Raw genomic sequence first — 16,270 nt, 5'->3', positions numbered from 1 at the left:
CGCCGCGAAGGAGGCGTGATGAGACACAATGGCGCAGCGCTCATCAGAGCCGACCGGGTGCGGGTGTCCCGCAAGACACAGGAGGCACGGTGAGCACGGTCGTCCAACCTTGTGCGCGTTGTGGCGCGCGCTGGGCCGTGCAGTCGGCCCCGATGCACTGGTGCCCGCGCTGCCGCGGCGTGCTGCTCTCGCCAGCGCCCATCGACGCGCCCGCCGATCGACGCAACTATCGCTGGGTGGCGCGGCGGCCGGACCATCGCGCGCGCCGGTCCTCGGTCGCCGGGCGGAGCGCCGCGAGCCGGGAAACCCCGCGCTACACCCGGATTCCGCGCTGGGGCCTGCTCGATCCGCCGCCGCGTCCCGCCGCCGCGGCGCCCCGTCCGCTCACCGGGCTCACCAAGTGGGCGTCCGCGCTGCTGATCACCACCGCCGCGTTGTTCGCGGTCGCGGTCGTCGCCGAGCTGCTTCGCTATCTGCTGCTGTTGCGCAATCGCACGCGGCTGATCCATCCCGCGGTGCTGTTCTGTTCCGACGCACTCGTTATCGGCGCCGCGCTGCTCGCCCTGTTGTTCGCGCTGGTGACCGCGGTGGCCGTGGTCGGCTGGTTGGTCGACGCGCGCAGGGCCGCCTTCCGGGAGGCCGGGCTGGCCGATCCGCGCTCGGTGCGGACACTGGTGCTCGGCTGTGTGATTCCGGTGGTCAATCTGCTGTGGCCCGGGGTCTTCCTGACCGAGATCGTCGCGCAACGGTCCGATCCGCGGGCGCTGCGGGCGATCCGGATCTGGTGGGCCGCCTGGGTATTCGGCGGAGTCGTCGCGGTGGCCGCGCTGGTGTGGCGGACCGCGGATTCGTTGCAGGTCAAGGCGGACGGGGTGATGTTCACCGCGTTCACCGATCTGGTCGCCGCCGCGGTCGCGCTGCTCACCCTCGCCATGATGCGCGCGGTCGAGGAACGAGACGTGCTCGGCCGCAGCAGGACCGCGCGGCGCTGGCTGATCGCCGTCGACCCGCCCGTGCCGGTGATCGAGCCGGTGCAGCCCGGTGGCCGCGCGCACAGCGAACCGCCGCTGGACACCGCGGACAGCGCACCGGCGCAGGACACAGATGATGACAACGGTGCAGTGGACCGTGAGCACGAGGAGGTTATGGCCAAGTGAGCCAGGTCAGTCGCGCACCGTTCGTCGTGGCGCACCGAGGTGCTTCGGCGGCACGCCCCGAACACACGCTCGCCGCATACGAATTGGCGCTGGAGGAGGGCGCGGACGGCGTCGAATGCGACGTCCGGCTCACCAGGGACGGGCATCTGGTGTGTGTGCACGACCGCACCGTCGACCGGACCTCCTCCGGCACCGGTCTGGTCAGCGAGATGACCCTCGATGAGCTGAAGGAGCTCGACTTCGGCGCGGACGGCGAAGCGGCGGAGGTGCTCACCCTCAGCGAGCTGATCACGCTGGTGCTCGACTGGCGTAGCAGGCCGACCAAGCTGTTCATCGAGACCAAGCACCCGGTCCGCTACGGCGCGCTGGTGGAGAACAAGCTGCTCGCCGAACTGCAGCGGTTCGGCATCGCCACCCCGGCCTCGGCCGACCATTCCCGCGCGGTGGTCATGTCTTTCGCGGCCACCGCGGTCTGGCGGATCCGCCGCGCCGCGCCACTGCTGCCGACCGTGTTGCTCGGTGAATCGTCGCGCTACCTCGGCGGCGGCGCGGCGACCACGGTCGGTGCCACCGCCGTCGGACCGTCGGTGAAGACCCTGCGCGACCATCCCGAACTGGTCGACAAGGCCGCCGCCGCGGGCCGCGCCACCTACTGCTGGACCGTTGATGATCCCGACGACGTGCGCCTGTGCGCCGACCTCGGCGTCAGCTGGGTCGCCACCAACCACCCCGGCCGCACCAAGACGCTGCTCGAGGCCGCCTGAGACCACCGGACTGTGGCGCGAGCGAACCAGGTTGTGCGCCTGCGCCGTTGGGCAGCCACCGGTCCACATTGCGGCCCGGCGCCGTCTCCGGCCGGGTTAGGTGCCGTGGCGCGCGGGGTGGCGGCGCACACACCATGTAGGTTGACCCCCCGTGGGTAAGAGCAAGCGGGATTGACCCATGGAATCGTTCGCGTGCAGGTCAGGGGCTTGTCAGTTGGGCTGAATGCCCGAATTCGGCTCTCTGTCCCGGAGATTTCCCGGAACTACTGTGCACTCCGAGCCGTCAGAGTGCATACCCCTACGCGGCGTCGAACCAGACGAGTTCGATTGCCTCGCGCGTCTTGTCGTCCTGGTCCGGCCAAACATGGGTGTAGATGTCCAACGTCACCTTTGCGCTGGAGTGCCCCATGCGCCGCTGAACGGTCTTCACGTTGATGCCGTGACGGATCAAGCTGGAGGCGTAGAAGTGCCGGAAGTCCCTCCACGTGTACACGCGGGACAGCTCCGTCCGTCGTGCGACCCGATGCAACCAGTCGCCTAGATCCTTACTGCTGTACGGCTTGTTGTTCAGAGTTTGGAACAGCAAGGAATCCAAGCCCTTGCCCTCTATGAACGGCTTGACCTCCGAGATGAGGGACAGGGGCATCGGTACTGAACGGCGGCTAGCCTTCGTCTTCAGGACGGAGGTAGCGACCCGCTTTCTGCTGATCTGCTGCATCACAGCAAGCGATGCGTTCGCGGTGTCGATATCCCGTACTCGTAGCCCGGCAATTTCGGCGGGCCGCAACCCACACTGCAAGGCGATCAGGATCATGACCCGTATCCGGTCGTCCTTGGCGGCGCTCATCATGGTTCGGCCCTCTTCGAGGGTCATCAGATTCTCCGGCAGGACTTCAGCGTCGATCGGTGGGAGCTTGACCGAGGCAGCCTGGTTCTTCACCAGGACGTCATCCGCTACAAGCTGATTGAGAACCGTCTTCAACATATCCAATCGGCGCTTGACGGTTCCTGGCTGTAGCGGCTTCTCGTCTCGCCATGGGCGGCCCTTGAGGAGCACGTCGACCCAATCGCGGACGTGCGGAGCTCGTAGGTCTGAGATGGGGACGCGCTCTAGGTCTCCAAGGTCGCTGTGCAGCGCCCATCGCTGCTGTTCAGTGCCTTCGTTGTTGGCACGCCCGGCCCACTTGTCCACTGCCTTGCCTAGCAGCTGTTTCGACAGTTTGGGATCTACGTACGTGCCCTTCGCGATCTGTTCTTCCAGCTCCCGCTTGCGATAGCGGGCAGTCCCAGGCTCCTTCGCACTGCCGAGCTTTGAAAACGACTCCGATTTCTCCTCGCTCGGGCTATCGACGTACCAGCGGACCAGGTACTTCCCGCTCTTGTTGCTGATCCAAACACTAGCCATTTTCCCTACTTACGCTGCGGTATTGAACTGGCTGTTCTGCCAATCGATTACGTCAAAGAGCCGGTAGCGACATAGGCCGCCGCCGACCCTCACGAAACGCGGTCCCTTGTTCTCTGCTGCCCAGTTGGCCAGGGTCTTCGGCGAGTAGCCGAGGATCGCGGACACTTCTTTCCGACTGAGCCATTTGGTCGATTCGTGCAGGTGGAGCCTCCTTGCTTCCAGGGCTGCCCGGTCTGTCCGGGGACCTCAGACTATGTATGCCCAACCGGTTTGGCAAGCAGGTTGACCAATGAGGTTCATCTCAACCTGTGTGGCGGAGGGGTTGGGTATGGTTGCGCCCTATGAGCGACGATCGAATCGTCATCCAAGACGTGGGTGAATGGGTGGTGCGGATGGAGTGGCCTGCCGGAGTGGAAAGCGGTGGCCCGGGTGTGCTGTTGATAGAACCCGCTGATCCGGAGTCCTATCCTGCCGGTGGAATCTCCTCAACCATCCTGCGGGAAATCGACTTTCGGGGCGCTCTCGAAACTCTGCGCCGTCAGCTGGACTCCTCCCAGCGGTGGGCGAAGTCCCGCACTAGTAGTGAAAATGAACGAGCCGAACGCTTGAAAGAAGCTCTCGGACAGGGTGTTACGGACGATTACCTGGCCTTGCTGGCCAGTGCCTACGTATCGGCAACCAACCGAGGGCAAACCAAACCCCTTGAATACCTGGCTGAAATGGTCGGCAAGACACCAAGCACTGTGAAGGGGCATATGTGGCAGGCCAGGAAGAGGGAACTTCTCAGTGGCAGTGCTGGCCGCGCTGGCGGGCAGCTCACGAGCAAGGCAAACATGATCCTTGCGCGGATCGTTCCGGGGGCACCTCAAGGACTGTTGCCGGAGTAGTACGGATGCGGCTGTTGCCGTCGGAGGATTACTCGGTGCGGCCCGCGTAGACCGCTCTGGTTAGCTCTGTAAGCGACGAAACGGTGTCGCGGGTATGTAGGCGGGGGTCACCTTTGTGTCATGTCGCGCCGGTACGGTGGCTCTCGCATGTTGATCGTTGGTGAGAGCGGGGGGTTGTGTCGGAATCTGATGTGCTGGCGCTTGCGTTGGCGGTGGTGAAGCCGGGTGGTAATGCTCGGTTGATAGATGAGTGGAACGGTGCCGATCCTGAGGGGTGGGTTTCGATTGAGGCTGCGGTGTCGTCGGGGCGTGCGTTCTTTGTGGATGTGAAACCGACGCTAGCGGCGTTCGACCTGGATACGCCAAAACTGGTAGGGGCCGGTGATTGGCTCAGAGAGTGGGCGGAGGGAGAAGGGTTGCCGACGCTGCTCGTTTCCTCCGGCCGAGAAGGGCACCGGCATTTGTATATCCGCACCGATGATCGAGATGCGGTGAATCGGCGAGCGGTTGCGGTCGGTGTGGTGAAGTCGGCTCACCGGCAAACGATTCGTCCGCCGTTGGCTCCGCATAGGCTAAGGCTGAAAACCGCCCTGATTGCCCCGGAGACGGTAGAAAAAGCGTTGGAGGTACTCGGACCTTCGGAACGTGACGTTTCGAAGTCTACGAATCTTCCCGTTTGGTTGGTGTCGTTGATCAACGACGGTGACACCGAAGCTAAGTACGCGGGGCGTGCGCCGATGGCGTTAGCGGTTGCTTCTGGGCTACGCCGTGCCGGTTATGACTTCACCACTTTTCGGGCTGTGATGACGAATCGAACCAACGGGTGTAGCGCGAAGTATTTCGCACTCTTGGAGGGTGAAGGAAGCGAAGACCCGGACAAGTTCCTGGTTCGTGTATGGGACAAGTCGGCAGAACAACTATCTCCGCAGCGGATCGTTGCCGATATCGAGAAGGTTCGAGCACTGGTCATGGCTGACCAGTGGCAGGGACGGACCGGGAACACCGATCGGTCGGTGATGCTCGCTTTGTGCGAACTGGGTACGACATCGGTAACGACCGTGTTTGCGTTCGGGTCACGGCGTATCGCTGAGGTTGCTCAGGTGCAGGAGAAGACAGCACAGAGGGCACTGCGGCGTCTTGTGGACGCCGGTTGGCTGGAACGAGTGAAAGCGGCCAAAATCGGTGATTCCGATACCTACCGGTTCGGCCCCGATGTGGACAAGATGACTGCACATAGTTCGCCCCCCATAGTTAATGAAAGAACTATGTGGAGTAGTTATGGCCAACTCGATGATGACCGGGTGTTGATGCACCCGGTGTTCAGGAACGGGTCCGGACTCGGTAGGGGCCCGGGTGCGACGTGGTTGACGTTGAGGAATCTTGGCCGTCCGGTGACGGCACAGGAGATTGCCGAAGCGATCGACGGCTCACGTCGGACTATCGACCGACACTTGAAGGCGTTGAGCCGTCACGGTTTGGCCGTGAAGACTGGTAGTCGGTGGGAGGCTGGAGGAGACTCCCGCCGGTTGGATGAGTTGGCGGTCGAACTGGGTTCGGTTGAACGAGCGATTCGACAAGTCGAACAGAACGAACGGAACCGTGAAGGTTTCCGTACTGCACTGCGATTGAAGGGCGCACGCCAACAGGGCGCAGCAGATGAGTTGACCGATGAGGACAAAGCCACGATAGAGGCTCAGGTTAGGGAGGAGATCGATCCGGAGCTTGCCGACGAGGAACGTCGACGCTGGGAGTCCGGGGAGTGGCCCGGCATCGTCTGAATCGTCCAGGGCAGGAAGCCCCTTGGTTCGTGGCTTAGGAGCGAAAATAGACCCCGGTTTGCGCCGGGGCCTTCGTCGTGCCGTAGGTCAGTTCACTGAAAAGTGTCGGAACACTCAGAAGTATCAGATCTATTAGTCGCTACCCCGTGTTAGTTCGCCGTTTGGACCACCGCTATCCAGTTCGCTCGGATTCGCACGCCTCAAGGATGTGGGTACATCTCGCAAAGTCGTTTCGGGTCTGTTCAATATTTCGCTAGACACCATTCGCTCAATATGTGACCGCCGAGTCTCGGCTTCGTCGGAGGAAATTTGCTCCATACGCACCGAATCCAGCGATTCTTCACTTAGCCCAAGAGCCATCGACAACAGATGAGCGGCGGCAACGCCTCGCGCTGACCCATCCAATTGATCGATTATCGTCACTACAGTTTCACATCGATCTCTGACTGCTAGCTCTTTTAGGCGGCTCACCCGAGCTTCGTTTTCAAAGCGCCAGTTTCGCACCCTGACGAAGAAGTCGAAGATTTCATTCGCATGGACCAACGCCTTCCATCCGGCTCGAGCCAATGCTGCCGTCCCTCCGGCGGCAGCGATGATCTCCAACCATGGATTTACCGCCGCTCCGGCCACATGAACAAGGATGGGCGGGTACAAACGCTCTACCAAATCGGGGCGGCGAGGATCAACTAAATCTGTGATGCCTTCGAGAGTCCAATCATCTTCCCCGATACTGTAGTAGTCGACGACGCCGTACCAATCATCGGGAACGATGCTGTCGCTCTCCATGAACTGTGAGCATTCGTAGTCTGAGCATCGAAGTAAGAGAGTTCGAATATCGTTCTGTACTTTATTGAACGATCTCAATTGGGGCTCTGGGCCGAAATTGCTAGTCACAAGCAATGCGCCAAATGAAGAGTCGCCGTCAGGGTTAGCAATTTCCTCCGAGCTACCTCTTTGGTGATCGGGCGTTGAAGCGGGGCCGGGCGTAGTCACCTCGCCGATCGTAGTCGCTGTTTCCCGGTTAGCCATGCGATCTGGCCATGTGCTTGCAACCCGAACACCATTGCCGGGTGGCGGGGAGCCCCTCCTCTGCCCCATGTGGCCCACCCTCAGGCATACCGGCCACGGTCCCCCCGAGCTGAAATATCGGCCCTCGGAGCCGGTTAAGGAGTTCAGACCTGGGGGTGGTCCTATCTGGGCAATTGAGTGGCCCAGAATCGCAATGAGAGTCCTTTACGGAGTTCTCAGCGTCGGTTGCCGAAGCGGCGTGCGGCTTCGGCTAAGCCGAGTTCACGTCCTGTCCTTGTCGACGCATCAACCGCCTGCTCGGCTTGGTCGGTGTCATCTGGTTTGAGCCAGCCACGGCGGATAGCTTCGAGCTGACCTTTTTGCCGCCCGGACAGGGCCGGATTTTGTTCTTGCTCGTCTCCCATAATTACAACACTCCTCGACTGCGGTAGCTAGATTTCCACATTTCGTATACGAGCCGAGCCGGGACCTTGCCCGGCTCCCTGATCACGTCATCCGCTTTAGACGGCTTACTGCTCAGTGGCACTACCACTTTGTACACCGGCTCTTCTTCACTGTCGCTACTCGCGGTCACAGCAGTCCACGGTTCCAGAGTTCTTTTTGCACGAGCGGCGGGACCTTGCCGTCAGAAATAGCTGCTTCCAGCTCTTTCCGGTTCTTGCGGTATTGTTCGGCGAGTTCGTCCGCCCACGCCAACGCGTCTTCGTGTCGAGCCTTCGATAGCGTTATTAATTCCCTGACGGTAGGAATCCACAAAAGCGCGCCCGCGCTTACGGCCCAAGCCAGGAATTCGGCGTTGTCGAACGGCCACGGTTCACCCTCGGTGGTTGCCGAGAAAACGCTACCTTCAAACCCTGCGGGTACCGGCTCCCGGGTATTCCACGTCGGCCACACGGTATCGAGATTGCCGATAATTCCGTCACTCGCCCGAACGTCCCGAGACCGAATTGAACGAGCACGAGACCACACATAACTATTGGCATCGATCATCACCTTTTCCTGTGATGCGCGGAGTTGGTTATATTCGCCGGTCACGTGGGAAATCTTCCGCCACGCTTCGGCCGTACCCAGTTCTACCGCGTCGGCGGCGGTAGCCGCCCCGTTCAGTTCCTCTACAGCTGGGCGAATACTGTCGATCAGGTCTTGAAGCTTCGTATCCAAATGAGACAGGATCGAATCGGTTCCCATAGACGCCAAACTCTCAAGCCTGGACTTCGCCCTATTTTGAAGCTCATCCACCGCGCCGATAGTCAGGTCGAGCGTTGCCCGCTCGACTTGTTTAGCTGCGATAGATTTTAGCCACGAATCGGGGATGTGTCCGGTCTCGATAATCGTGTCGGTAAGGTCGGTATTGTCGAGTTCTTGCCGCTGGGCGTACAACTGTCGAAGCTTCTCTTCAGCTTCGGCAAGCGCTGAGCCTGCCTCGGTGAACCCAGGGAGGCTTTTCAGGGCTTCCATTATAGTCTTGTCGTTCCGGTACTTGCTGTATGTCGGGTACGTCGAGTAAATAATATCGTTGCTCATTGTGCGTTACCGTTCTGTTGTATTTGCTGTTCGTCGTAGGATAGCGCCGCATTAAATGCGTCATGGAAATCATCGATTTCGGTTCGGTCGACGGCGGCGGGACTGATATCCGCGATACGTATAGTCAAATCAGCGATCTGTTTAGCCAACTGCGGAATAACACCGGGAGGCGCGTCGTCCAACGCGCCGATAAGCCGGGTCCGCAGGGTTTTCAGAATCGTCAGCGGATCGCCTTCTGCGTCCGCTCGGGCAAGGTTATTCATAACTGCCTCGATGCAACCGCCTCGAATCGGCGGAGCTTTCTTTGTGCTAAAGGGGGCGGGGGTGCCTGTGTGCGTGCGGCCCGTATGACCGAGGACTGTCCGTTACGTCGCTTAAAGGGTCCCTCCCCCCAGGGTAGGTGTTCATAAGCAGGGCGTCGTAATGCCCTCTGGCTGCCTCGCTGGCAGCCTTTCACGCCCTACCGGTAACCGAGTATCAGTTTCGGTTCACGGAGCCGCCTAGGCGGCGGGATTGAACGCGTGACGGTTTATGTCGGTGAGGGTCCGTTGCGCCAAACCGGCGGGCGATTGCGGACGTTGCCAACGTCGACAGAACAACGCGTAAGCGTCTGCCCTGTCCAATAGGGCACCGCCTCCAGCGGCACGAGCTTGGCGGTACGCCTGGTGCCGGTCGGAGTCGAACCAGGCATTGAACAGTTCTTGCTTTTCGGCGTCGGACGGTTCACTCCGGCGGCCGTTGGTCATGCTGAAATAAGTTGTGGTCATTGATCTATTCGTTTCCATTCTGGTCATGTGAACGCGTCGGCTTCTTTCAATACGCGGAGAGCGTTCCGGCATCGGATGCGATAATTTTCGTTGGCGTTGGCGATACAGCGACGGCATCGGCCGTTCGCGTAGCGATCTTGCGAACTACGAGTAGGGTGCCCTCTTCGGCATGTGTCCATGTCCATCATCTCCTTTCGGATATGGTTATTCGTGCTGGCCAAACAAAAATGCAGCCGAAGCCGCACTGGATGAGCGACGGGCATTACCCGTCTATATGTATATAGCTGAGGGTCGATTTCGCTTGACCTGGGCTTTTGCCGAAGCAGCCATTTTTCGTGACCGGATTGTTACTAAGAGTCCGTAGGAAAGGCCGACGGAATAGTGTTTGCCGGAGCGGTCGCTTCGCTACCCCTCTATATGTATATGGGTGTCCGGATTCCGGGGTTTTCCGACATTTCCCCAGGTCGCCCTATTTCATGTGATGAACATCACCGGAAATTGACTGATTCCCGCTAAGGTTCGGAATCACCCGGATTGAATCGGTAACCTACCCAAACTGGAAGCGCCTTGAGTGAATTCGAGGGCGGCTCCACTGGGCCGACCACGGCGGCTTGCGCTCCGATCCCTCTGAGTGCCGTCATTGCACGCGACAGGGATATCCACACAGGTAGCTGTGGTCGGCGCGGGTGCCTCTCCGGGGCAGCACGGTGCGGGCCTCTCGCTAACCCGCCGCCCGTACCGGCGGTGTCCCTGCGGTCGTCTGGTTGTCCCCCAGCCGTGGAGGATTCGGCGTGCTCGGGTCCCCAAGTTCTCCAGAGAACATGGGGGTGCTTATGGATTCGGCCGACCGCTTAGATGCCTACGTCCCACCCGGTACTCCCTGTCCCTGGGTCTCTGCATCGGCTCGTTATGCGGCTCCCCGATCGTGTACGGGTTTAGAGGTTTCGTTACCTAGTCCACGGGAGCTGCACCGTGCGGTAACGCATCGATAGCCCGACCGAGGCCGGCTGCGGCATCGCAGCAGCTCATACCATCACGCGGGAAGTAACTGGATGACACGGACTCAACGGGTGCGCTCGATGCCGCGTGCGTCTAGTCCTCGCGTCCCACCCCGTTCGACGCTGGGCGCTTGTCCGGGCGGAGTCCGTACAGCCGCCTGCGGTGCCTGTGCGTGCGACAGACCTAGTCGGATGTGCTCCGGCACCTGAGGTTGATTCAGCATTTCGCGGTACGCCGCGTCCCGTTTCTGGTCCAACTCGGTCTGCCGCCGCTCGGCTTCGCGTGCTTCGGCTTCGCGTTCAGCTGCCTTCGCCTTGTCTGCGGCTTCACGTGCCACGCTGGCAGCCTGATTCGGGTCCGGGGTAGATCGTTCCCCGATCTCGACTGTTTCTCGCTCCTGAGCCTGGCTAGGCACCGGAAATGGGAATTCTCTCAATACCTGTTCGCGGGCTTTGCGTTCGACTCTGGCCCGTGCGGCTTCGGGTGTCTCGCGTTCCGGCGTGGTCTTCTCCGGCGCTTTGCCTGTGGACGGCTCAGGGCCGGACTTAAGTCGGGCCTGGAATTCCCGTACGGCTTTCTCGCCAGCTTCCCGGGTGACCCGATCGCGCTCGGTCTGCGGTGTTTCGCGTTCTTTGGCTCGGTCGGTGGTCGGTGCTTCGATTCGTCGTAGATGCTCAGGGGCGGGAAACTCCAACGCAACCCGCCTGGCGGCATCACGCTCGGCGGCTTGGGCGCGCTCTTTTTCCTCCCGCGCTTTCACGATCACTCGGATCTTCGCAAGGCGTTCCCGTGCTCGGTCGGCCCTTTGCAGCTCGTACGGCTTAATTAATTCGAGTTGCTGACTGGCAAGGCTCTTGCCGATGACGATAGAGCGTGCCGCTGCCTCTCGGCTGATTTCGACGTGTTGGAACTTGCCTTTAGTTGCGTCGGCGGTAATCCGCATTAATTCCAAGGTCTTCTCTGGAACTTTTTCACCGACTACGGTTTCCCATGTGGAACGGACTATCTGACCCGTACTGATACTCGCGTGCTCTTTGGCTATCTGCTCGCATGCGTCTCGCTCGTTGACTCTGCCGGATTTACGCTCTTTGGCTTCAATGCCCCGGTCGACGGTACGCGCGTTGTCCAATATGCGCGGACCTTTAGGGGTCTGTATTCTGAACTGCTTAACCCACCCCCGATCGGGAGTTTCCCCCATCTCGTGCGCTCTGCCCAGTTCGAAGTACAGGCCCTTTTCATAGTTGGTCAGGTTCTTACGTGCAGCGTCGTATTCGTCGGGCATGATTATGCCCACCCCCGATTATCAAGTCGAGAAGTTAGATGCTATTTGTCATTTCGAGATTTCCGCATATCGCGGGCGGCTGAGGTAATCACGTAGTCCGCCATGTCCGGGCCGTCGTCTTCGAGGAACAGATAATCGGTCATCGCTAGAATATTCCGTGCCTCGTCGCCCTTGCCGTCGTGCACGGCAGGGCTGAAATCGGAGTAAAGCGGTTGACTGCTCCACTCCGGCCGGTTGGTCCAAGTCATTCCGGCGCGACGTACGAAGCACTCGCCATAGAAGCGAATGAAACTGTCTGCCGAATCCCGATTATCGAAGGCGAGAAATCCGTCCCGGCCTTCAAATAATTCCTTGGTTGCTGCCAGGACTTGCTTCGTCAATGGCGATCGCCACCACTCATCCGCGTAGTGCGCTATGCCGGGAACGGTCTCGGTAAGGAAAGCCTGTATTTGCGCTTCCATGCGTTCGGGTGCGACCCATTCAATAAATGCTTGGGTTTTGTCATCGAACTCGATGTCGAATCCCATCTGGTCGTCCATTGTGGCTTCTCCTCATAGTGGCTTGTTGCGACGTGCGTCGGTCGAAACGCTCACGGGTCAAGGTACAAGCAGGTTGTCTCTGTCATGGCGGGCCTTGGCTAGTGTCGCTCCACCGTGTCGGGTTCAACGCCCAACGGGCGTAAGTGTGTTCAGGCGACACGGTGACTACGTCGACAACTTGTGTGAGTTCCGCAGGGATGTCGTTGTCTTCGAAGTGCGTTGCGCTGGGCACGATTACGGCATCCGCCTTCGCCCGTCGTGCCACGGATATCAGTTCCGGTATGGGGTGCTCGGTGCTCGCGCCGAAGACTACGGTCTTGGCAAGGTTGTAGCCGAGCCGCTTTGCCAGGCTACGTATTTGAGTCTCATTCCAGACCTGCGCTATCCCAGCTATGTCTTTGCGGAGGTAGCCGACCGCTACGGGCCTACTCCCAGAACCAAGCATCATCATGGCCCCTCGTACAGTCGCTCGGTCGGCAGCCGTCGCAAACCTGTTGTCTCGCCAGGGATTACGGATACGGCGTCTACGTAGTGATGGTGCCGGTGATCAATTATGAAGTTCAGTGCGGCTGTTCGGCACACAGCGAAGTCGAGCCGGACACCGCCCAGAACCACGACGAGGTGGACGTCTGGCTCGTCAGGGTGCGGAGACAGGCGCGTGCTCATCTTCGCGGCTCCGGCTTGCTGACTGATTCGATGGCGAGTGAAGCCAGCTCCCGACGTGCGACCGGTGCCAGTCGCCACGACCGCGCGAACTGGGTGTAGCCCTCCTGCTTAAGCCAGGTCATCGTCCGCGCCACAACTCGGCTGGAAATGCCTAGGTCCGCTGCTAGATCGTCTACGTCGTGTGCCCGACCATCGTTCATCGCGCGCATGACCAACAGCTGAGTCTTGCTGAGTCTGTGCCGATCAGCCACGATGCACCGCCAGCGGTTGCGAATCCCTACTGACGCCGGTACACGCGAGTATCGCGTTCACTACAACACCGCCCGAGGGGCGGAACGTATTGCGCGGGAACTCAATCCACCGCCTCACTGCCCCGGTTTCCGCCGTCGGCGACGGCAACGCGATGCACCCGGCACGCACGATCATGACGTTGAGCCTGAACATGTCCTTGAACAGCCGAGTGTCGTCATCGGGTACGTCAGGCCGTGTCAGGAACGTCCACCGGTTCGATCCGGTGTGCGCCACGATCGGGCCGAGCTCTATGCCGTGTTGCTGCATATAGGTCCGTAGCACCATCCCCAGCCGCCCAGGCATGGTCAGCGCGGCGATACTCCCGGCGGGGAAGGTGAGACGACCGGAACCAGGCGGGTCAATGTTGGCGGCTAGTCCACAGACCAACCGGTAGTAGCTACATCGGGACTCCGGTGTGTCCCCAAACGGTGTGCGTTCCATCGCGCTTCAGAGCCCCCTGCTCGCATCGAACGGATTAGGTGCGCCCGGCCCCAGCGGAAGGGTGAAGTGCCGAATGACCAAGGACACCTACCGGGCACAAACTGAGTGTGGATGTCCTGAGCTGCCACGAGCAGGTGGCTAGGGGTGTTGAATGGTGGTGAATTCGCTACCACCACTAGACCAACGGGTGATCAGGATGAAGAGTCCGAACGTGCACCTTGAAGAGTGGCTGACCCGTTCCGGATGGAGTCGTGGCGAGCTGGCACGGCAAGTACGCGGTCTCGCCTTCGAGTGGGGCGAGCACCACGTCAGGCCGGACAGCTCGAGCGTGCGGCGCTGGGTTGACGAAGGTGAACACCCTCGGCCGCCGGTTCCGGCGATCCTGGCGGATCTGTTCTCCGCACGGTTCGGCTACCGCGTGACAACCTATGACCTGGGTCTAGGTGATGCGGTTGACCGATCGCTGACCTATAGCCCATCGTTGACTGAGACGGTGGAAGCCGTTGCCGACCTAGGAAGGGCAGACGTGGACCGCAGGAAGCTACTCACGGCCGCACCCTTTGCAGCAGTCGCGGCCATCGGTCCGTCCCGTGACTGGCTACTGAACACCCTCGACCAGTTGCCCGACGAACGGCAACGCGTCCGGCTCGAAGACGTCACAGCTGTGAAGAACATGTTCGGCACGTTCCAGGAGATGGACATCTTCCAGGGCGGCGGCTCGGGCCGTCTGGTCCTGGCTGCCTACATGAACGAACACGTCTACCCACTGCTTCGCCGGACCCACACCGAGGAAGTACGCCGGGCACTGTGCGGAGCAGCAGCCGAACAGACGTATCTGCTGGGTTGGATGGCCTTCGATAACGGCGAGCACGGCACCGCTCAGCGCTACTTGATCCAGGCTCTGCGTCTTGCTGAGGAATCCAAGGACGCGCCGCTCGGTGCTCACGTCCTCGCAGGGCTGGCCGATCAGGCAACGTTGCTCGGACATCCACACGAAGGCCGTCGTCTAGCTCAGGCGGGCCGTCAGGGTCTCGCCAAGGCCAACTCTGCGGCATGCTTAGCTGACTTGTGGACGCTCGAAGCACGAGCGCTTGCAGCGACCGGCGATAAGGTCGGCACCGCTCACGCGGTCAACGCTGCCGAGCATGCCTTCGAACAGGTCGAGTCCGATCAAGAACCGGAGTGGGCCAAGTTCATTGATGAGGCGTACATCTGCGGCGAGTGGGCGAACGCCTTCCGGGATCTAGGCCAGCCAGACGAGGCAGCTCCGCACGCGCGGCGATCAATCGCCTATGCACGCAGCCAGAACCGAGCGCGGCGCGGCGCGCTGTCCCATGCGGCATTGGCGGTCAGCCATATTCAGAACCGAGACCTTGATGCGGCCCATGCTGCTGGTGTGCGGACCGTGAACCTGTCGAGCAAGGTCAAGTCGTCTCGGTCCGTGGAAGCCGTTCGGGACATCCAGCAACGCATGGTGACGTTCGGTCCGCATCCGTTGGTGGCGGACTTCAATGAGCGTGCTCGAACGCTCCTGGTGGCGTGAACGGCGGAGTGTTCGACCAACCCGCCCGAGCCTCGCTGCCATCCTTGGTGCAGGTTGGTACCCCGGTACCGTATGCGGGCTATCCCGGAGATTTCCCGGAACACCTGGTGACAGGCCGGGATTCGGGGGGATCGGCAGGGAACCGCAGGGAAACCAACTTTGCAGGTCATCACCAGGAAACAAACCCCTGCCTGCTACGCTCCCGCACCGTGGGTAAGAGCAAGCGGAATAGTCCTAAGCCCGGAGGGAACCGGGCACTGCGTCTCGCCGAGCGGAAGGTGGCGCTCGAGCAGGCGGCCCAGACCGTCTCGCGTCCCTTCGAGGGGCTGGCCGCGGAGTGCGATCTGGTCGCGCTGTGCGAGTTCGTGCCGTCGGCGACCGCCGAACTGAAGCTGCTGCCCGGTGTCGCCGCCGAGCGCCCGGTCGTGCTCGCCACCGTGCTACCAGGTGCGGTGGCCGCGCTGGTGCGTGCTGGCGATGAGCCGAGCGGTTACGTCGGCGCGCAGGTGCAGTTCCAGGGTGCCGATCTCGGCGCCGACCTCGCCGCGTCCATCCTGTGGACGCAGTCCGCCGAGCCCGGCGACTCGCTGGCGTCGGTGGAGAGCGTGGCAGGTGGCCCGCGGCTGGCCGATGTGATCGATCCCGGCGCGGACCTGGAACTCACTGTGCACCAAGACTTCGACTGGTGGGTGCCGGAAGGCGTACAGCCCGACCCGCAGGTCGCCGCCACCATCGAACAGGCCAAGCAGGCGATCAAGCCGTCGGCACGGATCGCGCTCGGGCCGGACGCGGTCGGCGCGGCGTGGTGGGTGGACGCGGGCGACAAGGCGCACATCCGCTGGGTCCGTCCGGAGCACGAGGACGACCTGATGCTCGCGCTGGCCCGCCTGCATGCCGCCGGTGGTCTGCAGCTCGGCGAGGGTTCCCGGTTCGCCGGTTCGTTCCGCACGCACGGTGTGCTCGTCCCGGTCTTCGACCTCGATCCCGAACAGCATCCGGACGAATGGGCAAAGCCCGCACAGGAATTCGATGCTCGACTGGCCGAGGCGCTCGCCTCGGACGCACCGTTGACCGCCGGTGAGCGACGGTCGCGGGATGGCCTGCGATCGCGTCAGGTGACCCTGCGCTGAACCCCGGCAAATCGGTGACCAGAATTTTATGAAAAATCCTCCTTTCAAATATCGTCGCGGTTGAGTTC

The 16,270-nt window shown here is 61.3% G+C and carries 15 protein-coding genes; 6 read left to right on the top strand and 9 right to left on the bottom strand.

Going from position 1 to position 16,270, the window contains the following annotated elements; genetic code table 11:
- Positions 1–89 precede the first annotated feature (89 nt).
- Together OG203_RS24740 and OG203_RS24735 are read left to right on the top strand one after the other, a co-directional pair.
- A complete protein-coding gene (locus tag OG203_RS24740; RefSeq protein WP_405159658.1) occupies positions 90–1,157 on the top strand; it encodes a DUF4328 domain-containing protein in 1,068 nt (355 codons plus the stop codon).
- A complete protein-coding gene (locus OG203_RS24735) occupies positions 1,154–1,921 on the top strand; it encodes a glycerophosphodiester phosphodiesterase (protein ID WP_405159657.1) in 768 nt (255 codons plus the stop codon). Before OG203_RS24740 ends, OG203_RS24735 begins: the two co-directional genes overlap by 4 nt.
- A gap of 298 nt (positions 1,922–2,219) precedes the next feature.
- On the opposite strand, the gene OG203_RS24730 is transcribed toward OG203_RS24735, so the two are convergent.
- Positions 2,220–3,326: a tyrosine-type recombinase/integrase gene (locus OG203_RS24730; protein WP_405159656.1), complete on the bottom strand. Its 1,107-nt coding sequence runs from the start codon at positions 3,324–3,326 to the stop codon at positions 2,220–2,222.
- A 9-nt stretch (positions 3,327–3,335) separates the two neighbouring features.
- On the bottom strand, positions 3,336–3,527 hold the full coding sequence (locus OG203_RS24725) for a helix-turn-helix transcriptional regulator (protein WP_405167992.1): 192 nt from the start codon (positions 3,525–3,527) through the stop codon (positions 3,336–3,338).
- Between the two features lie 140 nt (positions 3,528–3,667).
- On the opposite strand from OG203_RS24725, the gene OG203_RS24720 reads away from it, so the two are divergent.
- Both OG203_RS24720 and OG203_RS24715 read left to right on the top strand, forming a co-directional pair.
- A complete protein-coding gene (locus tag OG203_RS24720; protein ID WP_405159655.1) occupies positions 3,668–4,213 on the top strand; it encodes a hypothetical protein in 546 nt (181 codons plus the stop codon).
- A 176-nt stretch (positions 4,214–4,389) separates the two neighbouring features.
- Positions 4,390–5,991, top strand: a complete 1,602-nt coding sequence (locus tag OG203_RS24715; RefSeq protein WP_405159654.1) for a helix-turn-helix domain-containing protein — start codon at positions 4,390–4,392, stop codon at positions 5,989–5,991.
- Positions 5,992–6,123: 132 nt separating this feature from the next.
- On the opposite strand, the gene OG203_RS24710 is transcribed toward OG203_RS24715, so the two are convergent.
- The 7 genes from OG203_RS24710 to OG203_RS24680 all read right to left on the bottom strand — a co-directional run bounded on the left by OG203_RS24710 (position 6,124) and on the right by OG203_RS24680 (position 12,131).
- The gene (locus OG203_RS24710) at positions 6,124–6,984 is read right to left on the bottom strand and encodes a hypothetical protein (protein ID WP_405159653.1); all 861 of its coding nucleotides are present in this window, start codon (positions 6,982–6,984) and stop codon (positions 6,124–6,126) included.
- Positions 6,985–7,235: 251 nt separating this feature from the next.
- Entirely contained in the window at positions 7,236–7,424 is a 189-nt protein-coding gene (locus OG203_RS24705) for a hypothetical protein (RefSeq protein ID WP_405159652.1), read from the bottom strand.
- Positions 7,425–7,590: 166 nt separating this feature from the next.
- A complete protein-coding gene (locus OG203_RS24700) occupies positions 7,591–8,544 on the bottom strand; it encodes a hypothetical protein (protein WP_405159651.1) in 954 nt (317 codons plus the stop codon).
- On the bottom strand, positions 8,541–8,807 hold the full coding sequence (locus OG203_RS24695) for a hypothetical protein (protein WP_405159650.1): 267 nt from the start codon (positions 8,805–8,807) through the stop codon (positions 8,541–8,543). Before OG203_RS24695 ends, OG203_RS24700 begins: the two co-directional genes overlap by 4 nt.
- Before the next feature lie 237 nt (positions 8,808–9,044).
- Complete coding sequence (locus OG203_RS24690; RefSeq protein WP_405159649.1) at positions 9,045–9,311, bottom strand: hypothetical protein; 267 nt, start codon at positions 9,309–9,311, stop codon at positions 9,045–9,047.
- Positions 9,312–10,374: 1,063 nt separating this feature from the next.
- Entirely contained in the window at positions 10,375–11,592 is a 1,218-nt protein-coding gene (locus tag OG203_RS24685; RefSeq protein WP_405159648.1) for a hypothetical protein, read from the bottom strand.
- 41 nt (positions 11,593–11,633) lie between these two features.
- A complete protein-coding gene (locus OG203_RS24680; RefSeq protein ID WP_405159647.1) occupies positions 11,634–12,131 on the bottom strand; it encodes a hypothetical protein in 498 nt (165 codons plus the stop codon).
- A gap of 1,549 nt (positions 12,132–13,680) precedes the next feature.
- Here OG203_RS24680 and OG203_RS24675 point away from each other — a divergent pair.
- On the top strand, positions 13,681–15,072 hold the full coding sequence (locus OG203_RS24675; RefSeq protein WP_405159646.1) for a hypothetical protein: 1,392 nt from the start codon (positions 13,681–13,683) through the stop codon (positions 15,070–15,072).
- Between the two features lie 209 nt (positions 15,073–15,281).
- Entirely contained in the window at positions 15,282–16,202 is a 921-nt protein-coding gene (locus tag OG203_RS24670) for a DUF5926 family protein (protein ID WP_405159645.1), read from the top strand.
- The last annotated feature ends 68 nt before the right edge of the window (positions 16,203–16,270 follow it).

Source organism: Nocardia sp. NBC_01499 (genome assembly GCF_045040275.1).
Taxonomy (GTDB): domain Bacteria; phylum Actinomycetota; class Actinomycetes; order Mycobacteriales; family Mycobacteriaceae; genus Nocardia.
This window is presented reverse-complemented; position numbering and strand designations above follow the sequence as displayed.